The organism is Rugamonas sp. FW305-51 (genome assembly GCF_058786935.1).
Genome location: NZ_JBYSZG010000025.1, coordinates 26,867 through 52,687, shown reverse-complemented (window position 1 = coordinate 52,687; position 25,821 = coordinate 26,867). Strand labels below are relative to the sequence as shown.

The window sequence follows — 25,821 nt, the reverse complement described above, 5'->3', positions numbered from 1 at the left end:
TGGTAACACTGCCCGTCCATCCTTTCAGCCTGCCTGGGCGCCGCACCAGGGCAAACCGCCACCCCGCCTGCGGTCCGCCGTGTCGGGGAATTTCCGGTGTAGAATCGTCCGGCAAGCTGAACATAACTACAACAGAGCAACAACTATTGCCGGAGACGCCCATGCCCCCTAGCCGTACCATCGACACCCTGCTGGCCCAGTACAGCGAGAGCCACTTGAACCACATCAATGAATGGGTGCACATTGTCTGTGTGCCCGTGATCGTCTTCACCCTGCTGGGCCTGCTGTGGGCGGCCCATCCGCTGCTGGCCGTGGCCGTCGTCGCGGCGTCGCTGGCCTATTACGCCCGCCTGTCCAAGCCGTTCGCCGTGGGCATGTTCCTCATGGCCGGTTGCATGCTGGGCCTGCTGTCGGCCCTGCCGCCCCATGCCGTGCTGCCGCTGTCGCTGGCCATCTTCGTGCTGGCCTGGATCGGGCAGTTCATCGGCCACAAGATCGAAGGCAAGAAGCCGTCCTTCTTCGACGACTTGCGCTTCCTGCTGATCGGCCCCCTGTTCGTGCTGGGCTTCCTGTACCGCCGCCTGAAACTGGCCTATTGATTCAGGGCCGGCCCGCCACGGCAAACACGAGCTGCCCGCGGGCGGGGCCGTCGTCGGCCAGCAGGATGAAGGCCATTGTGCTCAGCAGCACGTAGCCGAGCACGGTGGCCACTTTGAATCGCAGCGAGGTAGGCATGCCTGTCTCCGGTGGTGAAAGATGGTTTTTTTATAATAGCCACTTTGGCTGACGGCGCGGCGCTATACGGCGCGCGGCTGCGGCGCATCAAATCCATGCGTGGCCAACTTGTCAAAAAAGTAGCCACCAAGCAAGTCCGCGGGAAGCCCGGTATACTGCGTTGATGTCCTCTCCTCTTTTGTTTCTCTCCGCCTGCCTGATCTGGGGTTCCACCTTCTTCGCCATCACCTTGCAGCTGGGCCAGGTGGCGCCGGCCGTGTCCGTCGTCTACCGCTTCGCCATCGCCTCGGCCGCCCTGTTCGCCTGGTGTCTGGCGCGCGGCGACCGCCTGCGCCTGCCGTGGCGCACCCAGGGCTGGATGGTGTTGCAAGGCTTCGCCACGTTCGGCCTGAGCTATATCTGCACCTACACGGCCGAGCAATACCTGGTGTCGGCCCTGGTGGCCGTGCTGTTCGCGCTGATGGTGTTCTGGAACCCCATCTGCTGCCGCCTGATCCTGGGCACGCCGCTCACGGCCCGCACCTGGACGGCGGGCGCCGCCGCCACGTGCGGGGTGACGCTGCTGTTCTGGCAATCCATCGGCGAGGCCTGGACGGCCATGGCCGGCGGCGGCAACGGCCATTTCCTGCTGGGCCTGGGGCTGGCCCTGTGCGCCACCATCTTCAGTTCCATCGGCAACGTGCTGGTGGTCAAGGTACGCCAGCAGTCCGACAACGTGCTGCTCACCATGGCCTGGTCCATGCTGTGGGGCACGCTGCTGGTGGCGGCCTGGGTGCTCGTCAGCGGCCAGCCGTTCACCATGCCCGCCACGGCCCGCTATTGGGGTGGCCTGTTCTATCTGGCCATCTTTGGCTCCGTGATCGCATTCGCCTGCTATTTCACGCTGATCCACCGCATCGGCTCGCACAAGGCTGTCTACATCGGCGTCGTCACGCCCGTCATTTCCGTGCTGCTGTCGATCCGGCTGGAACACTTCCGCCCCGGCCTGCTGGAATGGCTGGGCATGGCGCTGTGCCTGGCCAGCGTGGCCTGGGCCTTGCGCGCCGACGCACCACCCGCACCCACCATCAACCTCGACCTGGAAAGCGCCGCCTCAACATGACCACCTCCCAACTGACGATACGCCCTGCCACGCCGGCCGACGTGGATGCCATTTTCGGCATGATCCACGAACTGGCCGTGTTTGAAAAACTGGAACACCTGGTAGTGGCCAATCCCGCCATGCTGCACGAAGGCTTGTTCGGCGCCCATCCCGCCTGCGAAGCCATCGTGGGCGAGGAAGCGGGCGTGGTGGTGACGTTTGCCCTGTTCTTCCACAACTTCTCGACCTTCCTGTGCCGCAAGGGCCTGTACCTGGAAGACCTGTACGTCAAGCAGTCGTGCCGGGGCAAGGGCTATGGCAAGCAAATGCTGGTGGCGCTGGCCCAGCTGGCGGTGGAACGCAACTGCGGCCGCTTCGAATGGTCGGTGCTGGACTGGAACGAGAACGCCATCAACTTCTATCAAGGTGTGGGCGCCGACCTGTTGCCGGACTGGCGCATCTGCCGCGTCACCGGCGCCGCGTTGCAACAGCTGGCCTCGGCCTGACGGGCAAAAAAAGATCCCACGGGCGCCGCGCGCCGCGTGGGATTGAACCCATGTTGAGTGGGAGGGGAGATTGAATCAACGTCTCCACTATAAACTTGCGGCCGGCGGCGCGCGCACGTTCTTTACATTTGCTTACGCCAGCTCAATATTGCTTACACCTGCCCAACAATCGCCCGCCTTCCGGACCCGATTGATGCGGCACAAAGCCCGTCCCGTGGCGGCCCGTACCATGGATATTCATCTCGTCCGGGAGTCCGCCATGCACAAGTTGCCGCCCTTCGCGTTGCTGGTCTACAAGGCCTATCTGCGTTCCCGGCTGGACCGTTGCCAGCGCCACTTGCACACCATCGCCGCCCAGCGCGAAAACGATTTCCACGCCGAACGCCTGCTGCACCGCGAAGTGGCCGTGGTGCGCGCGAAACTACATATGCTGTGACAGGGCGCGGCCGGCCAGCCGTTCCAGCAATTCAAACGCGCCCTGGGTCAGCAGGGCCAGCACGGCGGCCGGGATGGCGCCGGCCAGCAGCATACCGTTGTCGTTCAGGGCCAGGCCGATGGTGATGCGTTCGCCGTAGCCGCCGGCGCCGATGAAGGCGGCGATGGTGGCCGTGCCCACGCTCATCACGGCGGCCGTCTTCACGCCGGCCAGGATCACAGGCAGCGCCAGCGGCAGCTCCACATGCCACAGCCGCTGGTAAGGCCGCAGGCCCAGCGCCAGCGCCGCCAGCCGCAATCCCTGCGGCACCTGCAGCATGCCGGTACACGTGTTGCGCACCACGGGCAGCAGCGCGTAGACAAACAGCGCCACCAGGGCCGGCACGGCGCCTATGCCGAGCAAGGGAATGAGCAGCGCCAGCAGGGCCAGCGAGGGCACCGTCTGCAGTACGCCCACCAGCGCCAGCACGGCCTGCCGCAGGCGCGGCGCATAGGCGGCCAGCACGCCAAGCGGAATGCCCGTCAGGCAGGCCAGGCCCACGGCGAGCAGCACCAGCGTCACGTGCTGGCGTGTGAGGGGCCATAACTTGTCGTCGAAGATTTTGGCCAGCAGGCCGTCGCGCGGGACCGGCACAGACGGCGTGCCCACCGTCGCGTTCAATGTCGAGGCGGATGGCGAATGGGCCGCCAGCCAACCGCGCGCCACGGCCGCAAAACTCTGGCCGCCGATTTCAGCAGCCGCATTCATGGCGATCATGTCGGCGGCGCTGATGCGCCCCTGCAGCCGCTGCAACGCTATCCAGGCGGCGGGAAAGCGGACCGCGGCATCCAAGCGGTACAGCAGCACGGCATCGTAGCGGGGAAAGTAGCCGCGGTCGTCATCGAGCACGCGCAGGCCGTACTGGCCGATCTTGGCGTCGGTGGAATAGATATCGATCACGTCCACCTGCCCCTGCTTCAACGCGTCGTAGGCGATGCCATGATCGAGGCCGGCCGGCTGCTGCGGCAGGCCGTAGCGCCGCGCCAGTCCGGGCCAGCCGTCGGCGCGGCCGATGAATTCGTGCGACAGGCCGAAGCGCAGCGACGGCAGGGCCGCCAGCGCGCTCAATTTGTGCGGGCCATCCGGGCCGCCGCGCATGGCCAGCGCGTAAGTGTTGTTAAAGCCCAGCGGCACGGCCACGCCCAGTCCCAGCGGCGCCAGCTCGCGTCCGATCTGTGCCAGCGTAGCCGGTTCCTTGTGGCGCAGGATTTCCTGGTCTATGGTGCCCAGGTATTCAGGGTAGAGGTCGATTTTTCCGGCCCGCAGCGCGGCCAGCACGATGGCCGTGTTGCCCAGTCCTGGCAGGTGTTCGGTAGAGGCATAAGGTGCAGCAGTCTGCGCCAGCAGCTCGCCCAGGATGTACGATTCCGTGAAGCGCTTGGAGCCGATGCGCAGCGTGCCCGCCGCGCTGCTTGCAGCTGATGCTGAAGCCGGTGGCGGTGCAGATGCCGATGCCGATCGCGATGCCGACGGCAGCGCCGCAGCCGGCACCGCTGCCTCGGCCGCGCACAGGCAGCCGGCCGCCAGCCAGCCCGCAACCAGGAAAAGCAGCCGGCCGGTCCAGCGTTTTGCATCCATCCGTTCGCGCACGCGCTCTCCCCTGTCGCTTCGTCAATCCGGCAAGCTTACCATCGCCGGGCCGACGCCGCGGATGCGGGTCAGGCGCCGGTGCGGAACATGGAGGCCTTGAGTGCCTGGTTCAGCGTTTCATAGCATTCGTCCAGGTGCGCCTTGTTCTCGCGGCTGCCCGGCTTGGCCAGCGCGGCGCGGATCTCGCGCTGCAGCTCGAGCCCACGTTCCCGCTGCAGGCTGCGCGCATCGGCCGGAGTGGATGCGGCCGGCCGCAGCAGCATATTGGTCAGCCGCTTCAAATGCTCGCGCTGCAGGTTGCGCCGCATGCCGGTGATCTCCTTGCCCGTCTTCAGCTCGCTCCACACGGCCGACTGCACGGTGCCATACAGCTCGTCGAGACTGAGCGCCTTCTTGCCGTCGTCCAGCTTCTCCTGCGCGTCGAGCACGCGGGTGGCCACCACGTCCGACAGCAGCTGGTCCAGCGCCGCCGTCTGCAACATCAGCACCCGCCCGCTCACCGACACGTCGGGCCGGCCGCGCGTCTCGAAGTGGTCGGGCCCCAGCCGGCTGATCATGGCCGGCGCGAACTTGAAGCTGTCGGCCTGGAACAGGCTACCCGTCAGCATCTGCAGCGCGGCCCGCTGGCGTGGCAGGGGCACCGGCGTGAAGGTGGCCCGTCCCGTGCCGGCGTGGTCGCGCAGATAGGTCAGGCCGCCCACGTACTTGACCACCACCGGCAGCGTGCGCGCGAACTGGATGAAACCGTAGTCGAAGCTGCGGCGCAGCGATTCGTAGCTCTCGCCCGGCTTGAGCTGGCGCGTCTGCAGGCGGTCCCACAGTTCGCGCGACAGGGCCAGGCGCCGCTGCACGTAGGCCAGCGGGTCGCTGCCCAGGTCGAAGGCGTTGACGTCGGGGTCGGCCGCGCGGCCGTCCACTTCCTGGTCGGTGCCAAAGGCCAGCTGCGGCTCGCTGGAACGGGCCGCGATCCTGGCCAGTTCATCCTTCTCCTTTTCCGGTGCGATGGGCTTGTAGGCATACTCGATGGCCCAGTAATCGTAAGGCCCCAGCGTGGAACCCACATACTCGCCCTGGCGCTCGCCCTTGACCGACAGGTTGAACGGCGCGTAATCCATCACCGAGCCGGCCATGCCGTTCCTGGCCGTGAAATCGGGGTCCTGCAGCTGCTTGAGGTCGTAGACGGTGGAGGAGCGGAAGTTGTGGCGCAGGCCCAGCGTGTGCCCCACTTCATGCATGACGACCGAGCGCACATAAGCCTGGGCCACGGCGTCGGCCTGCGGGCTGCCCAGGTCGAATTCGCCGCGCGACTCCAGCAGGTCCAGCGCGAAGCCCATTTCCTGGGCCGAGTCCAGCATGTAGTTGCAATGCGTCTCCCCGTCGCCGGCCGGCTGCGCGGCCACGCCGGCGCCGTTCTCGCCGATCACCCGGCGGGCATCGCGCGCGAACACGTCGGACATGCCGATGTCGGCATCGAGGATCTCGCCGCTGCGGGGATCGACCTGCACCGGCCCGACGGCAAACGCGGCGTCGCTGCCGATGAACCAGCGGATCGATGCATGGCGCGCGTCCAGCGTGTCGAAATGGTCCTGCTCCGTTTGCTGGCGCACGACGATGGCGTCCTTGAAGCCGATCCGTTCAAACGCGGCATTCCAGGCCAGCACGCCCTGTTCCACCGCCTTGCGGTATTTTTCCGGGATGTTCTTGTCCAGCCAGTAGACGATGGGCTGCTTCGGTTCCGACAGCGCCAGGGCCGCATCCTTCTTCTCCAGCCGCCAGCGCTCGATCACGTGGCTGGCCGTGGTGGGCGTGACGTCGTCCGTGAAATCGTGGGTGGTGGTGACGAAGTGGCCGATGCGGTCGTCCGCCGGCCGGGCGTGCATGGGTTCGGCCGGCAGCGGCATGAAGCTGTAGTAAAAACCGAGGAACATGCTGCGCGGGTCCGGCAGCGTGGTGGGCGGGCCGGGCAGCGGCAAGGGCTGGGCCGAGATGGGCGGCGGCGAAATCCTGGGCACGGCGTAGTGGGCACTCACCCGCAGGCCCGTCATGGCCTCATCGGCCCGCAGCGTGACGAAGCTGCTGTTGCGCGGGTCCAGCGCGAACGGCAGGCGGTAGGCATATTCAAGGCGGGTGCTGTAGCCGGGAATGTCGCTGAACAGCAGCGCATTGGCCTCGACCAGCACGCCGTGCGTTTGCGGATGGGGCGCGCTGGCCACGGGCGCGGCGGCCAGCAGGCTGTCCGAATAGGCCTGCGACACGGCCAGCGCCTGCGGCGTGCCGCCGCGCGCGCTGTAGCGGGTGTTCTTGGCGATCATCTGCACCACGTTGCCGATACGGTGGAAGTACACCACCTGGCTCTCGCCCATCTGCCCGCCGTACAGGCCACGCTCGCCGATGCCGTTGGTGGTGTTGATCGACATGAAGATGGGCCGGTCGAACATCTCCGGCCGCAGTTCCAGCCACACCTTCTCGTCCTTCTGGTACAGCGGCAGGAAGCCCGGGATATGGGCCGCGCCGCGCACCACGTCGGTGAAGGCCTTGGGCGCCGAGGCCGCGGCCAGCATGGCCGCCAGCGGATTGGCCGGCGCGGCGGCCGTGGCGGCCGGCGTATCGGTATGGGTAGTGGCGGGCGTAGCGGGCGCGCCAGGCGCGGGGCCGGGCGCAGGATCCTGGGCCAGGGCCTGGGCGGCCAGCGCCAGCAAGACGGTGGAAGCGAGGGTTTTCAGGGCGAACGACGGCGGCAACACGGGCATGGCGATCCTGGTACTGGCTAAAAGTCGGGAAAAACGCTCGTGATAATGTACCTGATCGCGCCGCCGCACGGACGGAAATTCGAGGATTCCCTCTAAATCGGCCACGCCGCCACCTGCGCCCCCCCCTCGCCACAACGGCCGCTAGATGCCCGGCGCCCGCAACAGCCCGCCGTTGACAACGCCCTGGCATGGGTTGAAGCCGATCGCGTACGACAGGTCGGCCGGACGGGCGATCTGCCACAGGGCGAAATCGGCGCGCTTGCCCACGGCCAGGGTGCCGATGGCGTCCTGGCGCCCCAGCGCGCGCGCCGCGTGGACGGTGCAGCCGGCCAGCGCCTCCTGCGGCGTCAAGCGCCACAAGGTGCACGCCATGTTCATGGTCAGCAGCAGCGACGTCATGGGCGAGGTGCCGGGATTGCAGTCCGTGGCCAGCGCCATCGGCACCTTGGCGGCGCGCAGGGCGGCCACCGGCGGCTGCACCGTCTCGCGCAGGAAGTAGTAGGCGCCCGGCAGCAGCACGGCCACCGTGCCCGCTTCGGCCATGGCGGCGATGCCCTCCGCGCTCAGGTGCTCCAGGTGGTCGGCCGACAGGCCGCCGTAGCGCGCCACCAGCTGCGCCCCGCCCTGGTCGGACAGCTGCTCGGCGTGCAGCTTGACGGGCAGGCCGTGGCGCCGCGCGGCCACGAACACGCGCTCGGTCTGTTCAGCGCTGAAGCCTATCCGCTCGCAGAACGCGTCCACGGCGTCGGCCAAGCCCTGTTCGGCCAGCGTGTCGAGCATGGCGCACACTTCGGCGATGTAATGCTCGGCGCGACCGGCAAACTCGGGCGGCAGCGCGTGCGCGCCCAGGAAGGTGGTGGCCACGCTCACCGGCAGTACCTGCCCCAGGCGGCGCGCCACGCGCAGCATCTTCGCCTCCGTTTCCAGCTCCAGGCCGTAGCCGGACTTGATCTCGATGGTCGTCACGCCTTCGGCCAGCAGGCTGGCCACGCGCGGGATGCTCTGCGCCAGCAGTTCGTCCTCGGTGGCGGCGCGGGTGGCGCGCACGGTGGACATGATGCCGCCGCCGGCGCGGGCGATGTCCTCGTAGCTGGCGCCGTTCAGGCGCGCCTCGAATTCGTCGCTGCGGTTGCCGGCATGGACGATGTGGGTGTGGCAGTCGATCAGGCCCGGTGTGAGCCAGCAGCCGCCGCCATCGTGCACGGTGCGGGCGAACTGGGGCGCGTCGGCCGGCAGTTCGGCGCGCGGACCCAGCCAGGCGATGCGGCCGTCGCGCACGGCGACCGCCCCGTCGCGCACTTCGCCATAGCCGTCGGCCATGGTGGCCAGGTGTACGTTGATGAACAAGGCGTCCCAGGCTGCTGTCATGCGTCGGTCTGCTTTCTACTGAACTGGTTTGCTTGAGTGCTCAAGCGGTTAATTGGAGTGTGGGAGGGCATCAATGGGGAATGATGTCGGCCACCAGCACGGTGGCCTGTATCGTGTCCATGGTCCAGGCCTGGTCCACGTCGAGCACCACGGCGTCGTAGCGCACCAGGGCAATGCGCTCGGTGGCGCTGCTCAGGGTCAGGCTTTCGCCTTCGGCCAGGAACAGCACGGTGGTGGCGCTGCGCCGCGCCAGGTCCTGCTGGCCGCTTACCAGGCGCCGCTCCAGCCGGTGGCGGCAGCGGCCGCGCCGCGTCATCACGTTGAAATCGGTCGTCAGGCCGCCCGTGATGGTGGCTTCGACGGCGGACTCGCCGGGGAATTCGATCAGCGGATCGCTGGGGCTGAGCACGAAGCGTTCGTGGCCGAAGTCCAGCAGCACGCCGTCGCCGTCCACCAGCGCCAGCGAGCGGTCGATGCCGGGGAACGGCGAGAACGGCCCGTCCTGGACGATGGTGGCCAGGCTGATGCGCCAGTCGAAGTGGTCGAAATCGGCGCCGGGCGGCATGACGACGATTTCCGTGGTGCTGCCGCCGCCGTTCTTCCATGGGGTGGGCCGTAGGCTTGCATACTGGATCAGCTGGGTCATCGGAACTCCCTCAGTTCGGCCAAAGTCTGCCTGAAGCGCGCGGCGATGGCCTGCTGCGCCACGTGCTGCTGCTTGCGCACTACCCACTGGCCGCCGACCATCACGTCCCGTACCAGGTTGTCGTTGCCGCTGAAGATGAAGGTGCCCAGCACCTCATCCAGCGCCAGCCCGAACAGGTTGGGATGATCGTCGTCCAGCACCACCACGTCGGCACGCTTGCCGGGCGCCAGGGCACCCAGCGGCCGTCCCGCCGCCTGCGCCCCGCCCTGCAGGGCGCCCTGCCACAAAAAGTCGCCCACATTGCGCTGCGCGGACGATACCGCAATATTACGCCGCTGCTGGACCAGGCGCTGCCCATATTCGAGCCAGCGCAATTCTTCCACCGCGCCCTGCGAGATATGGCTGTCGCTGCCGACGCCGAAGCGGCCACCCGCCGCCAGGTACTCCTGCAGGGGGAACAGGCCGTCGCCCAGGTTCGCCTCCGTGGTCGGGCACAGGCCCGCCACGGCGCCGCTGGCCGCCAGCGCCGCCACTTCGTCCGGCACCAGATGCGTGGCGTGAATCAGACACCAGCGCGCATCCACGGCCGCATTTTCCATCAGCCACTGCACCGGGCGGCGTCCGCTCCAGGCCAGCGACTGCGCCACTTCCGCCTGCTGCTCGGCGATGTGGATATGCACCGGACGGTGCGCCGGCAGCACCTGCAGCACCTGCCCGATCTGCTGCACCGTGGCCGCCCGCAGCGAATGGGGCGCCACGCCCACTTCCGTCTGGCCGTCGCGCAGCGGTTCCAGCGCCTCGATCACGGCCAGCACGTCGCGCACATCCGTGCGGAAACGTTGTTGCTCCGGCTTGAGGGCCTGTTCGCCAAAGCCGGAATAACTATACAACACCGGCAGCATCGTGATGCCGATCCCGGCCAACCGTGCGGCCGTTATCACCCGTTCGGCCGTCTCGGCCGGGCGGGGATAGAGGGCGCCGTCCGGCGTGCGTTGCACATAATGGAATTCGCACACGGCCGTGTAGCCGTGGCGCAGGCATTCCGAAAACAGCTGGGCCGCGATGGCCTCGATCTGCTGCGGCGTGATGTTGCGGGCGAAACGGTACATCAGCTCGCGCCACGTCCAGAAGCTGTCCGGGCCGTCGCCGGCCCGCTCCGTCTTGCCGCCCAGCGCGCGCTGGAAGCTGTGCGAATGCAGGTTGACCATGCCCGGCAGCGCGTACTGCGCCAGTTCCACGCCGGCCGGCTGGGCCGCATCGGGCGTGACGGCCGTCAGGCTGCCGGCCGCATCCCACTCCAGCAACACGTCCTGGCGCCAGCCTTGCGGCAGCAGGGCGTGGCGGGCGTACAGGGCGCGCCCGGTCGCCGCCGCCTGCGCTGCTTGCGCCCCGGCCGTCATGCGCCGGCCCAATCGGCCGCCGCCCGCGTCATCTGGCGCAGCAGGCCCTGGACCTGGTCCGCCAGATCGGGACGGTAGGCGAACGGCGCGCTCTCGTTCATGTAGGTGGACTGGCACATCTCCAGCTGGATCGCGTGCACGCGCGCGTCCGGCTGGCCGTAATGGCGCGTGATGTGGCCGCCCTTGAAGCGGCCGTTGACGGCCACCGTGTAGCGCTCCTGTGCCCTGGCGTGCGTGACGATGGCTTCCGTCAGGCCGGGCGCGCAGCTGGCGCCGTCGGCCGTGCCGAAGTTCAGGTCGGGCAGCTTGCCCTCGAAGAAGCGCGGCACGACGGACGCGATCGAGTGCGCATCCCACAGCACCACCTTGCCGTGGATGGCCAGCAGCCGGTCCAGTTCAGCACGCAGCTGGTCGTGGTAGGGCCGCCAGTACAGCCGCAGGCGGCGCTGCACTTCCGCCTCGTCCGGCGCGCCGCCCTGCGGGTACAGCGGTTCGCGGTGGAAGGTATCGAGCGGGCACAGGCCCGTCGTGTCCTGGCCCGGATACAGGTTGGTGTTCTCCGGCGGGCGGTTCAAGTCGATCACATAGCGCGACCAACGCGCCGCCAGCGTGGAGGCGCCCATCTCGCGCAGGAAGCCGTACAGCTGCACCAGGTGCCAGTCCGTGTCGGCCTTCTCCACGGCGGCCGGCGTCATGCGGGCCGCGATGTCGTCCGGGATGTCGGTGCCCACGTGCGGCATCGACACCAGCAAGGGAATGCTGCCAGCATTGAATTGAAAGTCCATCGTCATCTCTCCAGTCTTGGTCGCCCGCCTGCCGCCATCAGGGATGCAGCGGCGCGAACAGGTTCTTGCAGGACGCGCTCAGTTCGCCCTTCAGCACCATCTGCCGGGCCGCCTCGATATCGGGCGCGAAGAAACGGTCGGCGTCGAAGAACGGCACCTTCTGGCGCAGCTGGGCATGCACATGCTCCAGCTGGGGCGAGGTTTTCAGCGGGCGGTGGAAGTCGATGCCCTGGGCCGCGGCCAGCAGCTCGATGCCGACGATGACGGCCGTGTTGTTGGCCATGTCGTCCAGCCGGCGCGCGCCGAAGGTGGCCATGCTGACGTGGTCTTCCTGGTTGGCCGAAGTGGGAATGGTGTCCACGCTGGCCGGATGGGCCAGCGACTTGTTCTCCGACGCCAGCGCGGCCGCCGTCACATGGGCGATCATGAAACCGGAGTTGACGCCGGGGTCGCGCACCAGGAACGGCGGCAGGCCGGACAGGGTGGCGTCGATCAGCAGCGAGATGCGGCGCTCGGAGATGCTGCCGATTTCCGCGATGGCCAGCGCCAGCGTGTCGGCCGCGAAGGCCACCGGCTCGGCGTGGAAGTTACCGCCCGAGACGATGTTGGGCAGGCCGCCGGCCGCGTCCTGGAAGATCAGTGGATTGTCGGTGACGGCGTTCGCTTCGATCAGCAGGGTGCGCCCGGCGTTGCCGATCAGGTCCATGCAGGCGCCCATCACTTGCGGCTGGCAGCGCAGGCAGTACGGGTCCTGCACCCGCTCGTCGCCCACCAGGTGCGAGGCGCGGATCGCGCTGCCCGTCACCAGTTGGCGGTAGATGGCGGCGGCGGCGATCTGGCCCGGCTGGCCGCGCACCTCGTGCACGCGCGCGTCGAACGGCGAATCGCTGCCCTTGGCCGCGTCCAGCGACAGCGAGCCGGTCACCATGGCCGCTTCCAGCAAACGCTCGGCCATGAACAGACCGTGCAGCGCCAGCGCGTTCGACACCTGGGTGCCGTTGATCAGCGCCAGGCCTTCCTTGGCGGCCAATACCACCGGCGGTATGCCGGCGGCCTTGAGCGCATCGGCGGCCTGCATCAGCTCACCGTTCACGCGCACCTCGCCCACGCCCAGCATGGCCAGCGTCATGTGCGACAGCGGCGCCAGGTCGCCCGAGGCGCCCACCGAGCCCTTGGCGGGAATGGCCGGCATGATGCCCGCGTTGTACAGCGCGATCAGGGTGTCGACGATCAGCGGGCGCACGCCCGAGTAGCCGCGCGCCAGGCTGCCGATTTTCATCAGCATCACCAGCCGCACCACGCCGTCCGACAGCAGCGCGCCCGTGCCCACGGAATGGGACAGGATCAGGTTGCGCTGCAGCTGTTCCAGCTTTTCGTCCGGGATGCGGGTCTTGGCCAGCAAGCCGAAACCGGTGTTGATGCCGTAGGCCGCATCACCCTTGGCGACGATGGCCTGCACGGCGGCAGCCGATGCTTCGATCACGGGATAGGCTTCGGCCGCCAGCGTCAGGCGGCCGGTCTCGTTCCACACGGCGCGCAGCTCGGACAGCGTGATCTTGCCCGGCTTGAGGGTCCATGCGTTTTTGTGTGCTTGTTTCATCGTCGTGCTTTCTGAATTATTTGAGCGGTTACTTGATCATGGGGAGATTGAGGCCGTTGCGCTTGGCGCAGGCGATGGCCGTCTCGTAGCCCGCATCGGCATGGCGCATCACGCCCGAGCCGCAGTCGTTGACCAGCACGCGGCCCAGGCGGCGCGCGGCGGCGTCGGTGCCGTCGGCCACGATCACCACGCCGGAATGCTGCGAGTATCCCATGCCCACGCCGCCGCCGTGGTGCAGCGAAACCCAGGTGGCGCCGCCGGCCGTGTTGAGCAGCGCGTTCAGCAGCGGCCAGTCGGACACGGCGTCCGTGCCGTCCTTCATGCTTTCCGTCTCGCGGTTGGGGCTGGCGACCGAGCCCGTATCCAGGTGGTCGCGACCGATCACGATGGGCGCCTTCAGCTCACCGTTGCGCACCATCTCGTTGAAGGCCAGGCCGGCGACGTGGCGTTCGCCCAGGCCCAGCCAGCAGATGCGGGCCGGCAGGCCCTGGAAGGCGATGCGCTCGCGCGCCATGTCCAGCCAGCGGTGCACCTGCGCGTGGTGCGGGAACAGCTCCTTGATCTTGGCGTCGGTCTTGTAGATGTCTTCCGGATCGCCCGACAGCGCCACCCAGCGGAACGGGCCGCGGCCTTCGCAGAACTGGGGACGGATGTAGGCCGGCACGAAGCCGGGGAAGTCGAACGCGTTCTGCACGCCCTGGTCGAACGCCACCTGGCGGATGTTGTTGCCGTAGTCGACCACCTTGGCGCCCAGCGCCTGGAACTCCAGCATGGCCTGCACATGGGCGGCGCAGGAATCGGCGGCGGCGGCCTGCAGGCGCGCGTGGCGCTCCGGGTCCTGCTGCGCGCTCTTCCAGTCCGACACGCTCCAGCCGCGCGGCAGGTAGCCGTTGATCAGGTCATGGGCGGAGGTCTGGTCAGTCACCATGTCGGGAATCAGGCCGCCCTCTTTGGCGCGACGCACCAGTTCCGGCAGCACTTCGGCCGCGTTGCCCAGCAGGCCGATGGAGATCGCGTCGCCGCGCGCCGTGTGGTGCCTGACCAGCTCCAGCGCCTCGTCGATGGAAGCGGCCTGCTGGTCCAGGTAGCGGGTGCGCAGGCGGAAGTCGATGCTGGTCTGCTGGCATTCCACCGTCAGCGACACGGCGCCGGCCATGGTGGCGGCCAGCGGCTGGGCGCCGCCCATGCCGCCCAGGCCCGCCGTCAGGATCCAGCGGCCCTTCATGTCGCCGCCGAAGTGCTGGCGGCCCGCTTCCGCGAACGTCTCGTAGGTACCCTGCACGATGCCCTGGGTGCCGATGTAGATCCAGCTGCCGGCCGTCATCTGGCCGTACATGAACAGGCCCTTGCGGTCGAGCTCATTGAAGTGTTCCCAATTGGCCCACTTGGGCACCAGGTTGGAATTGGCGATCAGCACGCGCGGCGCATCCGCGTGGGTCTGGAACACGCCCACCGGCTTGCCGGACTGGATCAGCAGGGTCTGGTCCTCTTCCAGTTCGCGCAGCGAGGCCAGGATCTGGTCGTAGCATTCCCAGTTGCGGGCCGCGCGGCCGATGCCGCCATACACCACCAGATGCTTGGGATTTTCCGCCACTTCCTTGTCCAGGTTGTTCTGGATCATGCGATAGGCCGCCTCGGCGCCCCAGTTCTTGCAGGTGCGCTCGGGGCCGCGCGGGGCGCGGATTTCACGGCTGGCGTCGTAACGGGGATCGTGGTCCAGGGCGGTCGATGGGGTGGTCATGGTGGCTCCTCAAGGTGGTTGGGGGCGGCCGGGCGCGACACTCCACGCGCAGCCTGCGCATCCTTGAAGCATAAGTTGTCTATACAACTAAGTCAACCGAATTCTGCGTTGTTTCGGTGTGAATGGGCACCATCGGAAGCCCATCATGAATCGCATTGCGTTCATGTAGTTCATGAACTATTATCGAATCATGGTATTTCCCAACTCTCCTCGCAAGACGCGGCAAAAACGCCGCTTCGGTCATGCCGTGTCCCCTCTGGCGACGCCGGCACACGCTCAATCGCTCAGCTTGGAAACTCAGCAAAAGAACGGCTTTCCGAATGTGGGCGTCATCGTTTCTCCCATGACCGGTTTCAAAATTATGCGATCGAAATTGCGTCTGCTACGCGCCAGGAATCGCGCATGGATCACAGCAGCCCATCCAAGGAGTGCGATGAAGGAGCCTTTATTCATCGTCACGGGGGCAGAACTTGACGAACTCATCAGGCAACGATTCGAACATGAGCTCCCCAAACTGCTGTTGGAAGCGCGACCAGAGCCTGACCCGTTCGCCGCTGCGCGCGCCCGTGGCGAGGGATACAAGAGGGCCGAATTGGCCAAGCCGGAGAACTTGACGCTATCTGACGCCGCGCAACACATCGGACAATCGGAAAAATGGCTCAATACGCTGCGGCAACGCGGCGAATTTTATGCACTTGTCGAAGACGGGCGCGAACGTGGCTTCCGTTACCCGAGCTGGCAGTTTTCCGCGCAAAAGAGCCGTTTGACTCCCGTGCTGAAAGCGCTTGCCGTGGCGGGGGTTGAGTGCTGGGGTATGCATGCATTCATGCAGAGCCCATCCCAGGACCTGGATGGCCTGACGCCACGTGAGTTCATTCTGAATCGCAAGACTCCTGTAGACGTTCTCATACAACTCGTGGAACGCCGCTATGCCAAGGAACAGGGCGCGCAATGACATCGGGAAGGGTCTCGCCAGCGGCGACCTCATGCCCTATCCCGCCGGCTGACCTTTGGCGGCGAGCGCTTCCCTTCAAGGTGTAGATGGCATCTACTTCAGGTCGCGTTATGCGAACGCGGAATCAGTTGCCATCTTCGATCGGGTGCCACTAGTTCAAACTTCACCTTCCCTGGAACTGCTGAACGCTTCCGAAATGGGAAATTTTCTCAGTCGCTACAATATTGGTTTGATCTAGATCTACGCCAATTAGACGGCCGGCCGGATGTTCTGGTTGTTGCGGAACAAATTATCCGGATCGTACTGGGCCTTGATGCTGGCCAGCCGCGCGAAGTTGGGGCCGAAGGCTTCAACGATGCGCTCGCCCTCGTCCTGGGCGACAAGGCCCGGCGCGCCCGACCATCAATTTTGCAATGCGTTCTTGCGCTGCGCCATCATGATTTCCGGCAGGTTGGCTTCAATCCAATCGGCCAGCACTTCCACCTTGCGGCCGATTTCCTCGCCCAAGGGCGTCAGACGGTATTCAACGTGCGGCGGCACGACCGGGTAGGCGATGCGCTCGACAAAGCCGTCCGCCTCGAGCCATTGCAAGGTCTGCGCCAGCATTTTTTCGCTGATGCCGCCGATCTTGCGGCGTAATGCGCTGAAGCGGTGGGTGCCGCCGAGCAGGGCCACCAGCAACAGCACGCCCCAGCGGCTGGTAACGTGCTTGAGTACGTCGCGGGACGGACATTTTTCGGCGAATAGTTGACCACGCTGCATCAGTTCGGCCAGGCCGGGATTACCAGGTTCATTGCTCATTTACACTTACCTTTTTGTGCGTACTTACTAAAAGTTAGCTCTCGCACTATTATGCCGATTCCCACCATCGAAATAAAGGAAGATCATCATGATTGTTATTACCGGCGCCTCCGGCCAGCTTGGCCGGCTTGTCATCGCTGCCCTGCTGAAGAAAATACCCGCGGGCGAAATCGTTGCCGCCGTCCGCAACCCGGCAGCCGTTGCCGACCTCGCGGCCCGCGGCGTCCAGGTTCGCCAGGCCGATTACGACCAGCCGGCCAGCCTGGCCGCCGCCTTCGCCGGCGCGGACAAGCTGCTGCTGATTTCTTCGAGCGAGGTCGGTCGCCGGGTGCCGCAGCACCGCGCCGTCATCGACGCTGCCAGCGCCGCCGGCGTTAGATTACTGGCTTACACCAGCCTGCTGCACGCCGACACCTCGCCCCTGCCCCTGGCCGCCGAGCACCAGGAAACGGAAAGCCTGATCCGCGCCGCCGGCCTGCCTGCGGTGATTTTGCGGAACGGCTGGTACACGGAAAACTACCTGGCCGGCGTGCCCACCGCGCTGCAATACGGTGTCGTGTTGGGTTGTGCGGGGGACGGGCGGATCGCGTCGGCGTCGCGCGCCGACTATGCAGAGGCGATCGCCACGGTGCTGGCGTCGGACAATCAGGCCGGGCGCATCTACGAGCTGGCGGGCGACGATGCCTACACGCTTGCCGAGTTGGCGCACGCTATCGCCCACCAATCCGGCAAGGCCGTGGCGTACCAGAACCTGCCTGAAGGCGAGTTCAAAGCCGCCCTGATCGGCGCCGGCCTGCCCGACTATATTGCGGCGCTGTTAGCCGAATCCGACAGCGGCGCCGCCAAGGGCGGATTGTTCGACGGCAGCCGCCAGCTGAGCCAGTTGATCGGCCGGCCGACGACGCCGTTGACGGAGATGCTCCGGAAGCAGCTGGCAACGCCCGCCTGACGTGCGCGCGCGGCGCGGGAGCGGTCCGGTGGCACCGCTCCCGCTCGCGCCGCTGACGCTGGCGGCGGTCCCGCCTAGACAGCCGGCCGGATGTTCTGGTTGTTGCGGAACAAATTATCCGGATCGTACTGGGCCTTGATGCTGGCCAGCCGCGCGAAGTTGGGGCCGTAGGCTTCGACGATGCGCTCACCCTCGTCCTGGGTCAGGAAGTTGACGTAGACGCTGCCCGATGCATACGGCGCCGAGGCGCGGAAAAATTCGCGCGCCCACGAAATGCAGGGCGTGTCCTCGGCCGGATTGTCCCAGCGCGTGTGCACGTTCATCGCGTACAGCGCGTCGCGGTGCGGATAGGCCGTCGCATCGGGCGCCGGTGCGCTGGCCTTGCCGCCCAGCAAACCGAGGAAGATCTCGCACTGGGGCGACGGCAGGTTGCCCGCGTAACGCACCACGGTGTCGACGGCCTCGTCGCCCAGCTGCGTGAAATTGTGCGACTTCCAGTAATTGCGGGCGCCCGGCGCCAGCAGCGGGTCGAACATCTGCTGCCACGCCGTGTACGGCATGGCGCCCAGGTGCTCGCCCAGTGGCTGGCCGAAACCGCGCATCAGGCTGATAGCATCCTGCAACTCGGCCAGCGCCAGCGGCGAGAACACGGCCAGCGCCACGATGTCGGTGCCGTGCGCCTCGGCGGGCAGGAACGGCAGCGGCGGCGCCTTGCGCAGCACAGCCCACACCGTCAACTCCTCCGGCATGCGGTTGACGAAATCGCGGTACTGGGTCAGCACGCTCTTGGCCTGGCTGTGGGGGAACACGATCAGGCCGGCGCTCACTTGCGGCCCCACCGGATGGAGTAGGAATTCGAAATGGGTCACCACGCCGAAATTGCCGCCGCCGCCGCGGATGGCCCAGAACAGGTCGGGATGGTCGGAGGCATTCACGTGCAGCAAATGGCCGTCGGCCGTGACGATGTCGGCCGCCAGCAGGTTGTCGACGGCCAGTCCCCGTGTGCGGCTAAGCCAGCCGAAGCCGCCGCCCAGCGTCAACCCCGCCACGCCCGTGGTGGAGTTGATGCCCAGCGGCGTGGCCAGGCCGAAGGCCTGCGCCTCGTGGTCGAAGTCGCCCAGCGTGGCGCCCCCTTGCACCCAGGCCCGGCGCTGCAAGGGATCGACGCGCACCGCGCGCATGGCCGACAGGTCGATCACCAGCCCGTCGTCGCACAGGGCGCTGCCGGCGATATTGTGGCCGCCGCCGCGCACGGCCAGCCGCAGCCCGTTGTCGCGGGCGAAGGCCACGGCCGCCATCACGTCGGCCGCGCCGGCGCAGCGCACGATGTAGGCCGGACGGCGGTCTATCATCGCATTCCAGATGGTCCGGGCCGCGTCGTAGCCGGCATCGGCCGGCTGCAGCAATTGCCCCCTGAGGCTGGCGCGCAGGTTGTCGACCGCGCCCGTCGTTACTGTATTCATTCCGCACCTCCGCTTCGTCTCGTCCAACTGCCGGATTGTTGCTGCGGGCCAAATCACTGCCCGCGCGCCGCCCGTGTGCGTACGCCAACGTACCGGCAACCGTGTCGGAACCTGCCGCGCGCCAGAGTCATCTTCCATCATAGGCAGGCGGCACCGACTTGCAAGCAAGACGAAAAACGCCGCACGCTCCGGGCGGAACGTGCGGCGTGCGGCGTGCGCCGGGGCGGCGGCGGGCTAGAACAGGCCCTGCAGCGAAAGGGACAGCAGCCTGGAATCGCCGAAGAAGGGATAGGGGTAGTGCGACTTGTCCTTGCTCACGTCGTACTGGGCCTTGAGCGCCATGTTCTTGCGGAAGTCCCAGCGCAGCGACAGGTACTGGGTGTTGCGCGCCTCGATAGGCTCGGTCACCGTGGTGTAGCGCGAGAAGGTGTACATGGGGGTCCACGCGCCATACTGGTAGCCCACGCCGATCAGCGCGTACTTGTAGATGTTGTTGATGCCCTTGGCGGCGTCGGTCTGCTCGTAGCGATCCAGCTCGGACTTCACCAGCCAGTCCTTGTAGTCCATATTGGCCGAGATGCCCATGATGCGCGTGCTTTCGCCGTCGATCAGGGTGGTGCGCCCGCCGCCGGGCGCGTCCTGCCAGGTGGTGTCCTTGTACCACATCATCATGCCGCGCACGTCGAACACGCCGTTGTTGGCCGACACGTAGCCGCCCACCATGTCCTTCCATGATTCATGGGTGGGCGTGGTGTAGTAGATCAGCGTGTCGTAAGCGTCGTTGTGCTGGGTGTAGCCGCCGCCCCACACGTGGAAGGTGCCGGCCCAGTCGGTCGCGCCCAGCTGGGTGCGATACGTGACGTTGGCGCCCTGGTAGGCGTAGATCGGCCAGCCGTACACGTCCGGCGCCGGCCGCACCCACGGATAGGCGTAGCCGATGTACAGGTAGTCGCTGTAGTAGTAGAGCGGGATGCGGAACTGGCCGGCCTGCACCGTCCAGGCCGAGTCGGCCGACGGCTGCCACGTCAGGTAGGCCCAGTCCAGCGTGGGACGCGAGCCGCGGTTGGGATTGTTGGCCCGCACCAGCACCTGGGCCGTGGCCGACAGGGTGGGCGAGAATTCCTTCTTCAGCTGGAAGCCCACCAGCGATTCGCGGTCGAACTGCCAGCCCTCGCTGCGCTCGTAGACGGCCGCGTATTCCCAGTTCTGCACCGTGCACGGGCAGTTCCACTGCTGGTAAGTCCAGGGCGCGCCGCTGCCCTGGGCCGATCCGCTCAGCACCTTGGCGCCGGTCAGGTTGTAGAAGCCGGTCAGTTTCAGCGAGCCGTCGTCGCTGAGGTCGATGGCGGCGGCGCTGCCGGATGCCAGCAACGCGATCGCCCAGGCCATGATAGTTTTTTTCATCGAGCAGTCTCCAGTTCAGGACGGGGCGGTTCAGGGTACCGTGGCGATGACCTTGACGCTGTCATCGACGGCCGCTTTTTCAATGTAGCCGATGGCGTTCACGTTCTCGGCCACCGCCTTCTTCACTTCGGCGCTGGACTTGCACTCCTTGGGCGGCTTGCCCTTGGCCGTGAAGACGATCTTGGACCAGATGGCTTCCACCTGGGCCGGCGTCTTTTCCAGCACCTTCTTGTCGAACTCGGCCCGGATGGGGGAATTCTCGGCTTGCTCGATCGGCGTAAACAGCACCGATCCGCCCAGGAAGAACTGGGCCGCCTGCGAGGGGAACATGCGGGTGGCGGGGTTTTGCGGGTTGACGATGATGACCAGCTCCGCCTGCGCCGGCGCCGCCATGGCAGCCAGCAGCAACGTTGCGGCCGCCCACTGTATCTGTGCTTTCATCTAGCCTCCGGTTGTCGTTGCAACAGCCTGCACGGTATCGCCGCGGCGGGCCGTGCCTGCGCGCCGGGGACGATACCAGTCTAACGCCAGCCCGATTGAGCGCGCCCGTTGCGGCGGAAGAAAATTGATTTCAGGCACGCAAAGCGTTTCATTTGAACAACAGCCGCCGGTGGCCGTGCCGGCCAGGCGCCACCCGCATTGCGGGTACAATGCAGCCTTCCCCGACCATTGCCCACCATAGTGAACAGCCGCCTCCTCTATTTACGCCTGCTGCAGCAATTTCGCCCCTATGCCTGGATCGCCGCCGCCACCCTGACGGCCGTCGGCATCGCCTCGGCCACCGACGTGCTGCTGATACGCCAGCTGCAGAACGTGGTCGACGCGCTGGCCCCGGCCAGCAGCCTGACGCGCGGCGCCGGCCCGGCCACCGGCCTGCTGGGCGCCGTGCAGCATCTGCTGGGCATGCTGCTGCCACGCGACCCGGCCCGCGCCGCCCTGTGGACCATCCCCGCCATCATCGTCAGCCTGGCCGTGGTGCGCATGCTGGCCAGCTTTTCCGGCGACTACGGCGCCGCCTGGCTGTCGAGCCGGGTCCAGGCCAACCTGCGCGAAACCATGTTCGCCCGCATCCTGCGCCTGCCCAACCGCTATTTCGACGGCAGCTCCACCGGCACCACCCTGTCGCGCGTGGCGTTCGACGCCAGCCAGGTGGCCCAGGCCGGCCTGAACGTGATCAACGTGGCCGTGCGCGACTCGGTGGCCACGGTGGGCTACCTGGTGTCGCTGTTCAGCATCGACTGGCAGCTGGCCGTGTTCTGCCTGGGCCTGCTGCCGCTGGTGGCCATCATCGTCACCTTCGCCGGACGCCGCATGCGCCACCTGAGCCAGAGCGCCCAGCACGCCATGGGCGAGCTGACCAATGTGCTCGACGAAAGCATCAGCGGCCAGCGCGTGGTCAAGATCTTCGGCGGCCAGGACTACGAGCAGCGCCGCTTCGACCGCGTCGTCAAGCTCAACCGCCAGCTGGCCGTCAAGCACGCCTCCACGGCCGCCATGAACTCGGGCGCCATCATGCTGCTGGTGGGGATCACGCTGTCGTCGGTGATCTACTTCGCGCTGCTGCGGGCCCAGGCCGGCGCCCTGTCGCCGGGCGCCTTCGTCGCCTTCATGGGGTCCTTGATGGCGATGCAGTCGCCCATCAAGAACCTGACCAAGATTAACGAGCCGATGCAGCGCGGCCTGGCCGCGGCCGAATCCGTGTTCGGCCTGATCGACACGCCGGCCGAACCGGACGACGGCAGCCGCGCCATCGAACGGGCGGCCGGCCGGCTGGCGCTGGAACAGGTCAGCTTCCACTACCGCGCCGACGACGCCGAAGCGCGCCCCGCGCTGGACGGCGTCTCGCTCGACATCGCCGCCGGCGAGACGGTGGCCCTGGTGGGCAGCTCGGGCAGCGGCAAGACCACGCTGGCCGGCCTGCTGCCCCGTTTCTACGACGTGAGCGGCGGCCGCATCACGCTCGACGGCGTGGACTTGCGCGACTACCGGCTGGCCGCGCTGCGCCAGCAGATCGCGCTGGTGAGCCAGGACGTGGTGCTGTTCAACGATACGCTGGCGGCCAACATCGCCTATGGCGACCCGGCCCCGTCGGCGCAAAAGATCGAGGCCGCCGCGCGCGCCGCGCACGCGCACGAGTTCATCGTGCGCCAGCCGCAGGGCTACCAGACTTCCGTGGGCGAGAACGGCTTGCGCCTGTCGGGCGGCCAGCGCCAGCGCCTGGCCATCGCGCGCGCCCTGTACAAGGACGCGCCCATCCTGATCCTGGACGAGGCGACCAGCGCGCTGGACACGGAATCGGAGCGCCTGGTGCAGGCCGCGCTGGAAGTGCTGATGCAGGGCCGCACCACGGTCGTCATCGCGCACCGGCTGTCGACCATCGAGAACGCCGACCGCATCGTCGTGCTCGACGCCGGCCGCATCGCGGAAATGGGCAGCCACGAGGCGCTGCTGGCCAAGGGCGGGCTGTACGCGCGCCTGTACCAGACCCAAAAGAGCGTGCAGACGGCGTCGTAACAGGCAGGCTGCCGGCCTCAGGCCGCGTCGTGGAAAATCAATCCCAGCGTGTGGCGCAGGCCGGACCTGAGCCGGCTCACGCCATGGCGCATGCCGGCCCGGTACACGCCGCGCGCGCCCTGCGCCGGGCGCTGCGACACGGGGAAGATCACCATGTCGCCGCGCGCCAGCGGCACCACCTCCACCCGCGACTGCTGGCGCGGACGCTGCTCCGTCAGCACGAATTCTCCCCCGTCGAAATCCATCCCCGGCTGCGACAGCAGCACGGCCGCCTGCAGCGGAAACACGTGCTCGCCGTACAGGTCCTGGTGCAGGCAGTTGTAGTCGCCGGGACGATATTGCAGCAGCAAGGGCGTGGGCCGCTGCTGGCCGGCCGCATGGCAGCGGGCCAGGAATTCCGCATGGTCGGCCGGGAAGCGCGCATCGATCTGCAGCAGGTCGTGCCAGCGGTTGGCGATCGCGGCCAGCGGTCCGTACAGGGCCTGGCGCAGCGCCGCCACGGTGGACGGCAGCGGGTAGCGGAAATACTGGTACTCGCCGCTGCCAAAGCCATGCTGCGCCATCACGATACGGCTGCGGAACAACTCGCCCTGCCCGTACTGCGCCGCCATGGCCGCGCACTCGTCGGCCGTCAGCATGCCCGGCACGATGGCGTAGCCGTTCAAGTCCAGTTCCGCGCCGATGGCTTGCCAGTCCAGTCCCGCCACGTGGGTGGCGATGCCGACGGCCGCCCCGATGGCGCGCCGCGCGGCGGCACCTGCCGCGTCGGGCGTCTGGACAGCATCGGCGGCAGCCGCCGGGCTGGCGGCCCGCCCCGGCACTGCCTTGCGCGGCTGGCGCGGCGGCGCACCGGCGTCGAAATCGAGTTCACCGTTATTCACTGACCGCCTCTTCATCCTGTTCCATCACGGCGCTCTGCGCGCCCTCCCGCTCCAGCAGGGCCGCCTTGCGCTCCACGCCCCAGCGGTAGCCCGACAGCGCGCCGTCGTTGCGCACCACGCGGTGGCACGGCACGGCCACGGCCAGCGCATTGGCGGCGCAGGCGCCGGCCACGGCGCGCGCCCCGTTGGGCAAGCCCACCCGCTGGGCCAGCTGCGCGTAGCTGACGGTGGCGCCGGCCGGAATCTCGCGCAGCGCCTGCCACACGCGCTGCTGGAACGCCGTGCCGCGCACGTCGAGCGGCAGATCCAGCCCGACGCCGGGCGCCTCCACCATGGCCACCACGCGCGCCACCACCTGTTCGTAGGCCGGTTCGGCGCCCAGCAGCTCGGCCTGCGGAAAACGGTCCTGCAGGTCGCGCGCCAGCGCGTCCGCATCGTCGCCCATGAGGATGGCGCAGATGCCCCGTTCCGTGCTGGCCACCAGGATGGCGCCCAGCGAACAGGCGCCGATGGCAAAGCGGATCGCCGCCCCGCTGCCGCCGGCCCGGAAGGCGCGCGGCGTCATGCCCAGCACACCCGGCGACTGGGCATAGAAGCGGCCGCTGGAATTGAAGCCGGCCGCGTAGATGGCCTGTGTCACGGACGGCGCGCCGGCCAGCCCGTCCTGCAGGCGGCGCGCCCGCTCGGCCGCCGCGTAAGCCTTGGGCGTGATCCCCGTGTGGGCCTTGAACAGGCGGTGGAAGTGGAAGCGGCTCACGCCCACGGCCGCCGCCAGGCTGTCCAGGTCGGGCGCCTGCTCAGCCGCCGCGATCAGGCGGCAAGCCTGGGCCACGATGGCGCGCTGGCGCTCGGCCAGCGGCGGCTGCTCCGGCTTGCAGCGCAGGCAGGGGCGAAATCCAGCCTGCTCGGCCGCCTCCCGGCTGTCATGGAAGACCACGTTGCGGCGCAGGGCGGCACGGGCCCCGCACGAGGGCCGGCAGTACACGCCCGTGCTGCGCACCGAGTAATAGAACACGCCGTCGGCGCCGGCGTCGCGCTGCTGCACGGCTTGCCAGCGCTGTTCGTCGCTGGCGTAAGGGGTCTGGCTCATGGCCTGCTCCGTTGAATGATGATGGATGATGCCATGTTAGCGGCCGCCGCGCAGCCCCGCACTCCGTCCCTTGCTTTTGAATCGGCGCCAGCCCGGCCCTTACGGCAGCGCCCGCCCAAATGCTAAAATGACGCCGAGCCGCCCGTCCCAGGCCGGACTACGGAGAAACCGTTTGGACCAGTCAGCCCAGCAAGAGAACATCCCGATTTTCCAGCGCATCAAGGATTACCTGCTGGCCCAGATCGCCGCCGGCACGTGGAAGGAAGGCGACGTGATCCCGTCCGAGCAGGCCCTCACGCGCCAGTTCGGCGTCTCGCGCATGACCGTCAACCGCGCCGTGCGTGAACTGACGGCGGAACAGGTGCTGACCCGCCGCCAAGGCGCCGGCACCTACGTGGCGCAGCAAAAATACCAGGCCACCCTGCTCGAGATCAAGAGCATCGCCGATGAAGTGCGGGCCCGCGGCCACGTGCACCGTTCCAGCCTGCGCCTGCTGGAACGGGGCAAGGCCGGCGACCTGCTGGCCAAGCAGTTCGAGCTGACGCCCGGCCACCAGCTGTTCCACTCCGTCATCGTCCACTTCGAGAACGGGGTGCCGATCCAGGTCGAGGACCGCTGGGTCAACCCGCTGTGCGCGCCGGACTACATGGAACAGGATTTCAGCCACCTCACCCCCAATGAGTACCTGATGGCGGCCGCGCCCCTGCAAGGGGCCACCTACAGCATCGAAGCGCTGGCGCCGCCGCGCGAGATCGCCGAGATGCTGGCCATCGACACCCGCCAGCCCTGCCTGGTGCTCAAGCGGCAAACCCACTCGGCCGGCATGGTGGCCTCGCTGGCCACCATGTGGCACCCAGGCCACCGCTACCAGTTCGCCGGCAGCTTCACGTAATTTAATTTCAGTATTGGCCGCGTAATGAAATATTCTTTCATCGCGGCCCGGCCCGGCCAGCCCCTCATCCCACCCCGCCCAGCCCCCCCTTCCCGCAGCGTCCGGCATAGCACTTTTTTGCCGCCAAATTCTCACCCTTTGTCACCGGATCGCCTGTCATGACGGGCAAACTTGCGCCAGCGCAGGCGACGCCGG

The 25,821-nt window shown here is 67.4% G+C and carries 23 protein-coding genes and 1 pseudogene; 8 read left to right on the top strand and 16 right to left on the bottom strand.

Features of this window, described 5'->3' with window-relative positions; translation table 11 throughout:
- Nucleotides 1–161 precede the first annotated feature (161 nt).
- The gene (locus AC3WOS_RS17520; protein WP_492717304.1) at nt 162–599 is read left to right on the top strand and encodes an Mpo1 family 2-hydroxy fatty acid dioxygenase; all 438 of its coding nucleotides are present in this window, start codon (nt 162–164) and stop codon (nt 597–599) included.
- Between the two features lies 1 nt (nt 600).
- On the opposite strand, the gene AC3WOS_RS17515 is transcribed toward AC3WOS_RS17520, so the two are convergent.
- Nucleotides 601–735, bottom strand: a complete 135-nt coding sequence (locus tag AC3WOS_RS17515) for a hypothetical protein (RefSeq protein ID WP_492717303.1) — start codon at nt 733–735, stop codon at nt 601–603.
- Nucleotides 736–898: 163 nt separating this feature from the next.
- Between AC3WOS_RS17515 and AC3WOS_RS17510 the strand changes: the two genes are divergently transcribed.
- The 3 genes from AC3WOS_RS17510 (at nt 899) to AC3WOS_RS17500 (ending at nt 2,758) form a co-directional block, all read left to right on the top strand.
- The gene (locus tag AC3WOS_RS17510) at nt 899–1,837 is read left to right on the top strand and encodes a DMT family transporter (protein WP_492717302.1); all 939 of its coding nucleotides are present in this window, start codon (nt 899–901) and stop codon (nt 1,835–1,837) included.
- Complete coding sequence (locus tag AC3WOS_RS17505; RefSeq protein ID WP_492717301.1) at nt 1,834–2,322, top strand: GNAT family N-acetyltransferase; 489 nt, start codon at nt 1,834–1,836, stop codon at nt 2,320–2,322. Before AC3WOS_RS17510 ends, AC3WOS_RS17505 begins: the two co-directional genes overlap by 4 nt.
- 259 nt (nt 2,323–2,581) lie before the next feature.
- Nucleotides 2,582–2,758, top strand: coding sequence for a hypothetical protein (locus tag AC3WOS_RS17500; protein ID WP_492717300.1), 177 nt, complete (start codon nt 2,582–2,584; stop codon nt 2,756–2,758).
- On the opposite strand, the gene AC3WOS_RS17495 is transcribed toward AC3WOS_RS17500, so the two are convergent.
- From AC3WOS_RS17495 to hutU, 8 genes are all read right to left on the bottom strand, one after another.
- On the bottom strand, nt 2,744–4,387 hold the full coding sequence (locus tag AC3WOS_RS17495) for a glycine betaine ABC transporter substrate-binding protein (protein ID WP_492717299.1): 1,644 nt from the start codon (nt 4,385–4,387) through the stop codon (nt 2,744–2,746). The two genes, AC3WOS_RS17500 and AC3WOS_RS17495, sit on opposite strands and share 15 nt — an antisense overlap.
- A 68-nt stretch (nt 4,388–4,455) precedes the next feature.
- A complete protein-coding gene (locus AC3WOS_RS17490) occupies nt 4,456–7,137 on the bottom strand; it encodes a zinc-dependent metalloprotease (protein WP_492717298.1) in 2,682 nt (893 codons plus the stop codon).
- A gap of 141 nt (nt 7,138–7,278) precedes the next feature.
- Entirely contained in the window at nt 7,279–8,505 is a 1,227-nt protein-coding gene (gene hutI / locus AC3WOS_RS17485) for an imidazolonepropionase (protein ID WP_492717297.1), read from the bottom strand.
- A gap of 70 nt (nt 8,506–8,575) precedes the next feature.
- Complete coding sequence (locus AC3WOS_RS17480; RefSeq protein ID WP_492717296.1) at nt 8,576–9,151, bottom strand: HutD/Ves family protein; 576 nt, start codon at nt 9,149–9,151, stop codon at nt 8,576–8,578.
- Complete coding sequence (locus AC3WOS_RS17475; RefSeq protein WP_492717331.1) at nt 9,148–10,551, bottom strand: formimidoylglutamate deiminase; 1,404 nt, start codon at nt 10,549–10,551, stop codon at nt 9,148–9,150. The genes AC3WOS_RS17480 and AC3WOS_RS17475 overlap by 4 nt, the downstream gene beginning before the upstream one ends.
- The gene (hutG, locus tag AC3WOS_RS17470) at nt 10,548–11,336 is read right to left on the bottom strand and encodes an N-formylglutamate deformylase (protein WP_492717295.1); all 789 of its coding nucleotides are present in this window, start codon (nt 11,334–11,336) and stop codon (nt 10,548–10,550) included. The genes AC3WOS_RS17475 and hutG overlap by 4 nt, the downstream gene beginning before the upstream one ends.
- A gap of 37 nt (nt 11,337–11,373) precedes the next feature.
- Nucleotides 11,374–12,936 (bottom strand): histidine ammonia-lyase, encoded by a 1,563-nt coding sequence (gene hutH, locus AC3WOS_RS17465; RefSeq protein ID WP_492717294.1) that lies wholly within the window; start codon nt 12,934–12,936, stop codon nt 11,374–11,376.
- Between the two features lie 28 nt (nt 12,937–12,964).
- On the bottom strand, nt 12,965–14,677 hold the full coding sequence (hutU, locus tag AC3WOS_RS17460) for a urocanate hydratase (protein WP_492717293.1): 1,713 nt from the start codon (nt 14,675–14,677) through the stop codon (nt 12,965–12,967).
- A gap of 172 nt (nt 14,678–14,849) precedes the next feature.
- On the opposite strand from hutU, the gene AC3WOS_RS17455 reads away from it, so the two are divergent.
- Nucleotides 14,850–15,632: a hypothetical protein gene (locus AC3WOS_RS17455; protein ID WP_492717292.1), complete on the top strand. Its 783-nt coding sequence runs from the start codon at nt 14,850–14,852 to the stop codon at nt 15,630–15,632.
- A 249-nt stretch (nt 15,633–15,881) separates the two neighbouring features.
- Here the strand turns inward: AC3WOS_RS17455 and AC3WOS_RS17450 are convergent.
- Both AC3WOS_RS17450 and AC3WOS_RS17445 read right to left on the bottom strand, forming a co-directional pair.
- Nucleotides 15,882–15,995: pseudogene (locus tag AC3WOS_RS17450) on the bottom strand (BBE domain-containing protein); the annotation flags it as partial.
- A gap of 39 nt (nt 15,996–16,034) precedes the next feature.
- Nucleotides 16,035–16,433 carry a winged helix-turn-helix transcriptional regulator gene (locus tag AC3WOS_RS17445; protein ID WP_492717291.1) on the bottom strand — a complete coding sequence of 133 codons (399 nt, stop codon included), beginning with the start codon at nt 16,431–16,433 and terminating at the stop codon, nt 16,035–16,037.
- Between the two features lie 88 nt (nt 16,434–16,521).
- On the opposite strand from AC3WOS_RS17445, the gene AC3WOS_RS17440 reads away from it, so the two are divergent.
- Nucleotides 16,522–17,382 carry an SDR family oxidoreductase gene (locus tag AC3WOS_RS17440; protein WP_492717290.1) on the top strand — a complete coding sequence of 287 codons (861 nt, stop codon included), beginning with the start codon at nt 16,522–16,524 and terminating at the stop codon, nt 17,380–17,382.
- A gap of 74 nt (nt 17,383–17,456) precedes the next feature.
- On the opposite strand, the gene AC3WOS_RS17435 is transcribed toward AC3WOS_RS17440, so the two are convergent.
- The 3 genes from AC3WOS_RS17435 to AC3WOS_RS17425 all read right to left on the bottom strand — a co-directional run bounded on the left by AC3WOS_RS17435 (nt 17,457) and on the right by AC3WOS_RS17425 (nt 20,690).
- Nucleotides 17,457–18,845: an FAD-binding oxidoreductase gene (locus AC3WOS_RS17435; protein WP_492717289.1), complete on the bottom strand. Its 1,389-nt coding sequence runs from the start codon at nt 18,843–18,845 to the stop codon at nt 17,457–17,459.
- Between the two features lie 234 nt (nt 18,846–19,079).
- Entirely contained in the window at nt 19,080–20,249 is a 1,170-nt protein-coding gene (locus tag AC3WOS_RS17430; RefSeq protein WP_492717288.1) for a porin, read from the bottom strand.
- A gap of 30 nt (nt 20,250–20,279) precedes the next feature.
- Entirely contained in the window at nt 20,280–20,690 is a 411-nt protein-coding gene (locus AC3WOS_RS17425) for a type 2 periplasmic-binding domain-containing protein (protein WP_492717287.1), read from the bottom strand.
- Nucleotides 20,691–20,930: 240 nt separating this feature from the next.
- Between AC3WOS_RS17425 and msbA the strand changes: the two genes are divergently transcribed.
- Complete coding sequence (gene msbA, locus AC3WOS_RS17420) at nt 20,931–22,763, top strand: lipid A export permease/ATP-binding protein MsbA (protein WP_492717286.1); 1,833 nt, start codon at nt 20,931–20,933, stop codon at nt 22,761–22,763.
- 17 nt (nt 22,764–22,780) lie between these two features.
- Here the strand turns inward: msbA and AC3WOS_RS17415 are convergent, their stop codons facing one another.
- Entirely contained in the window at nt 22,781–23,644 is an 864-nt protein-coding gene (locus AC3WOS_RS17415) for a 2OG-Fe(II) oxygenase (RefSeq protein ID WP_492717285.1), read from the bottom strand.
- Nucleotides 23,637–24,734, bottom strand: a complete 1,098-nt coding sequence (gene ada, locus AC3WOS_RS17410; RefSeq protein ID WP_492717284.1) for a bifunctional DNA-binding transcriptional regulator/O6-methylguanine-DNA methyltransferase Ada — start codon at nt 24,732–24,734, stop codon at nt 23,637–23,639. Before ada ends, AC3WOS_RS17415 begins: the two co-directional genes overlap by 8 nt.
- Before the next feature lie 127 nt (nt 24,735–24,861).
- Here ada and hutC point away from each other — a divergent pair, with 127 nt between their 5' ends.
- On the top strand, nt 24,862–25,626 hold the full coding sequence (hutC, locus tag AC3WOS_RS17405) for a histidine utilization transcriptional repressor HutC (RefSeq protein ID WP_492717283.1): 765 nt from the start codon (nt 24,862–24,864) through the stop codon (nt 25,624–25,626).
- Nucleotides 25,627–25,821 lie beyond the last annotated feature (195 nt).